The 4,252-nt window shown below is 56.1% G+C and carries 2 rRNA genes; both read right to left on the bottom strand.

Features of this window, described 5'->3' with window-relative positions:
• Nucleotides 1-1,807, bottom strand: a 23S ribosomal RNA gene (locus tag ABIB37_RS14355); the annotation flags it as partial.
• Between the two features lie 402 nt (nucleotides 1,808-2,209).
• A 16S ribosomal RNA gene (locus tag ABIB37_RS14350) occupies nucleotides 2,210-3,732 on the bottom strand.
• Nucleotides 3,733-4,252 lie beyond the last annotated feature (520 nt).

Genomic DNA, 4,252 nt, shown 5'->3' with positions numbered 1-4,252 from the left:
ACCTCGCGTCGATGCTTTTCTAGGCAGCATAGGATCACAGACTTCCCTCTAAGGGTTCGGCAAAGCTCTCAGGCTATGTGTGGGACGGATTTGCCTATCCCACGCCCTACGGCTTACCCGGACTCAACCATCGGCCCGGTTCTGCTACCTTCCTGCGTCACACCTGTTAATACGCTAGCCGCACCAGCATAGGGTCGAGTGCTAGCCCAAGGACGTCACCCCGAAGGGATCGGTCCAAGGATTCGGACTCTTAGCATTACTGGATTGACTTGGGCGGTTCTTCGCCAGCTCAGGAGTATCAACCTGATGTCCATCGACTACGCCTGTCGGCCTCGCCTTAGGTCCCGGCTTACCCAGGGAAGATTAGCTTGACCCTGGAACCCTTGGTCTTTCGGAGGACATGTTTCTCACATGTCTTTCGCTACTCATGCCTGCATTCTCACTCGTGTGGCGTCCACGGCTGGATCACTCCGCCGCTTCACTCGCCACACGACGCTCTCCTACCAATCCGTACGCCTGGACCGCTTTTGAGGGCGGCCGAGCTGTTGTACGAATTCCACGACTTCGGTGATGTGCTTGAGCCCCGCTAAATTGTCGGCGCAGAATCACTTGACCAGTGAGCTATTACGCACTCTTTCAAGGGTGGCTGCTTCTAAGCCAACCTCCTGGTTGTCTAAGCAACTCCACATCCTTTTCCACTTAGCACATGCTTAGGGACCTTAGTCGGTGGTCTGGGTTGTTTCCCTCTCGACGATGAAGCTTATCCCCCACCGTCTCACTGCTGCGCTCTCACTTACCGGCATTCGGAGTTTGGCTGACGTCAGTAACCTTTTGGGGCCCATCGGCCATCCAGTAGCTCTACCTCCGGCAAGAAACACGCAACGCTGCACCTAAATGCATTTCGGAGAGAACCAGCTATCACGAAGTTTGATTGGCCTTTCACCCCTATCCACAGCTCATCCCCTCAGTTTTCAACCTAAGTGGGTTCGGTCCTCCACGAGGTCTTACCCTCGCTTCAACCTGGCCATGGATAGATCACTTCGCTTCGGGTCTAGGACATGCGACTGAATCGCCCTATTCAGACTCGCTTTCGCTACGGCTACCCCTCACGGGTTAACCTCGCCACATATCGCTAACTCGCAGGCTCATTCTTCAAAAGGCACGCTGTCACAGCTACTAAGGCTGCTCCAACGGTTTGTAAGCAAACGGTTTCAGGTACTATTTCACTCCCCTCCCGGGGTACTTTTCACCTTTCCCTCACGGTACTTGTCCGCTATCGGTCATCTGGGAGTATTTAGGCTTACCAGGTGGTCCTGGCTGATTCACACGGGATTTCTCGGGCCCCGTGCTACTTGGGATGAACCTCACGCCATCGCATGGTTTCGGCTACGGGATTGTCACCCTCTTCGATGGACCTTTCCAAGTCCTTCGCCTACCACGGTCTGTAACGTTCGCTGCTCGGCAGAGCAGCTGAGATGTCCCACAACCCCGATCGTGCAACGCCTGCCGGCTATCACACACGATCGGTTTAGCCTCTTCCGCGTTCGCTCGCCACTACTTACGGAATCACTGTTGTTTTCTCTTCCTGTGGGTACTGAGATGTTTCACTTCCCCACGTTCCCTCTACCCGCCCTATATATTCAGGCGGGAGTCACTGGGTCGGCACGCCGCCCAGCGGGGTTTCCCCATTCGGAGATCCTCGGATCGAAGCTTGTTTATCAGCTCCCCGAGGCTTATCGCAGATTACTACGTCCTTCATCGGCTCCAGATGCCAAGGCATCCACCGTTTGCTCTTAGAAATTTGACCACATACATGAGTATTGTTGGTTAATCGGCAGCCCGAAGGCTGCTGACCAATGATCTATATAGATCATCTGACTCGAGCCGAAGCTCGAATCTAAGATGCTCGCGTCCACTGTGTAGTTCTCAACATACGGTTGGTACCGTCAGCCTCAGCGCACTGCGCTTCAGCCATACGGTCCAGAGGAAGTCCGAAGACGCCAAAAGGCGCCGTCTGGTCCCTCAGGACCCAACAGCGTGCATGCGCCCGGTCTCCCCCACCCCACCGTTCCACGCTGCGAGCAGCGGTACTGAGCGGGAGAAGATCCCCCGAGCGCCAATGTCAATGTTCCACCCTTGAGCTGACCACCGGTCGACGTGTGCGACCGAAGTGGCTCTGCGCCGGCTGAGCCGGCGAGATGCTCCTTAGAAAGGAGGTGATCCAGCCGCACCTTCCGGTACGGCTACCTTGTTACGACTTAGTCCTAATCACCGATCCCACCTTCGACAGCTCCCTCCAAAAGGTTAGGCCACTGGCTTCGGGTGTTACCGACTTTCATGACTTGACGGGCGGTGTGTACAAGGCCCGGGAACGTATTCACCGTAGCGTTGCTGATCTACGATTACTAGCGACTCCGACTTCATGAGGTCGAGTTGCAGACCTCAATCCGAACTGAGACCGGCTTTTTGGGATTCGCTCCACCTTGCGGTATCGCAGCCCATTGTACCGGCCATTGTAGCATGCGTGAAGCCCAAGACATAAGGGGCATGATGATTTGACCTCATCCCCACCTTCCTCCGAGTTGACCCCGGCAGTATCCCATGAGTTCCCACCATTACGTGCTGGCAACATAGGACGAGGGTTGCGCTCGTTGCGGGACTTAACCCAACATCTCACGACACGAGCTGACGACAACCATGCACCACCTGTATACGAGTGTCCAAAGAGTTCACTGTCTCCAGTGCGTTCTCGTATATGTCAAGCCTTGGTAAGGTTCTTCGCGTTGCATCGAATTAATCCGCATGCTCCGCCGCTTGTGCGGGCCCCCGTCAATTCCTTTGAGTTTTAGCCTTGCGGCCGTACTCCCCAGGCGGGGAACTTAATGCGTTAGCTACGACACGGAGACCGTGGAATGGTCCCCACATCTAGTTCCCAACGTTTACGGCATGGACTACCAGGGTATCTAAGCCTGTTTGCTCCCCATGCTTTCGCTCCTCAGCGTCAGTTACGGCCCAGAGATCTGCCTTCGCCATCGGTGTTCCTCCTGATATCTGCGCATTCCACCGCTACACCAGGAATTCCAATCTCCCCTACCGCACTCTAGTCTGCCCGTACCCACTGCAAGCCCGAGGTTGAGCCTCGGGTTTTCACAGCAGACGTGACAAACCGCCTACGAGCTCTTTACGCCCAATAATTCCGGACAACGCTTGCACCCTACGTATTACCGCGGCTGCTGGCACGTAGTTAGCCGGTGCTTTTTCTGCAGGTACCGTCACTTTCGCTTCTTCCCTGCTAAAAGAGGTTTACAACCCGAAGGCCTTCGTCCCTCACGCGGCGTTGCTGCATCAGGCTTGCGCCCATTGTGCAATATTCCCCACTGCTGCCTCCCGTAGGAGTCTGGGCCGTGTCTCAGTCCCAGTGTGGCCGGTCACCCTCTCAGGCCGGCTACCCGTCGTCGCCTTGGTGAGCCGTTACCTCACCAACTAGCTGATAGGCCGTGAGCTGATCCTTGACCGAAGTTCTTTCCACGACCAGGAGATGCCTCCGATCGTCGTATCCGGTATTAGACGCCGTTTCCAGCGCTTATCCCAGAGTCAAGGGCACATTGCTCACGTATTACTCACCCGTTCGCCACTAATCCGGAGGAGCAAGCTCCTCCTTCATCGTTCGACTTGCATGTGTTAAGCACGCCGCCAGCGTTCGTCCTGAGCCAGGATCAAACTCTCCGTAAAGAAAAGTTGCATACCGCCGGCAAGCCGACGGCAGCGAGTTTGATGCTGACAAAATAGACTGTCTACTGACAATCTGTCTCATCCAAAGGAATCGTTGTCCCCGAAGGGACGACGAGTTAATATTTTGGCATTTGACATTGTGCACGCTGTTGAGTTCTCAAGGATCAGACGCTCCCGTACCTCACCATCTCTGGATCCGTGCCGGGGCAACTTCTCTATCGTAACCACTTCTCAGCCCGTGTCAAATCGACACGCGGTGCAGAGTCGAACCGACGCCAGCCAGCCGCACCAGGCAGCCGTCCGTCGCGCCGAGCGCTCCGCACTGTCAACATTGAAGTGATCTGTCACCGTACTCGCACCAGACGCGACACGCTACAGCGTGACGCCTATCGGCGAGGAGGTGGTCCCTCTTGATCCGCTGGCCAGTCCGGCTCTGCGTCTTTGGGGTGACGAGGGATTACGTTACACGGGCCACACCCCCACCCCGCAAACCAGCCGCATCCCGGGCGTGTCGCCCCGG

Source organism: Agrococcus sp. UYP10, from assembly GCF_040547205.1.
In the GTDB taxonomy this organism is placed as follows: Bacteria; Actinomycetota; Actinomycetes; order Actinomycetales; family Microbacteriaceae; genus Agrococcus; species Agrococcus jenensis.
The sequence above is the reverse complement of the archived record's forward strand: the minus strand, read 5'-3'. Positions and strand labels throughout refer to the sequence as shown.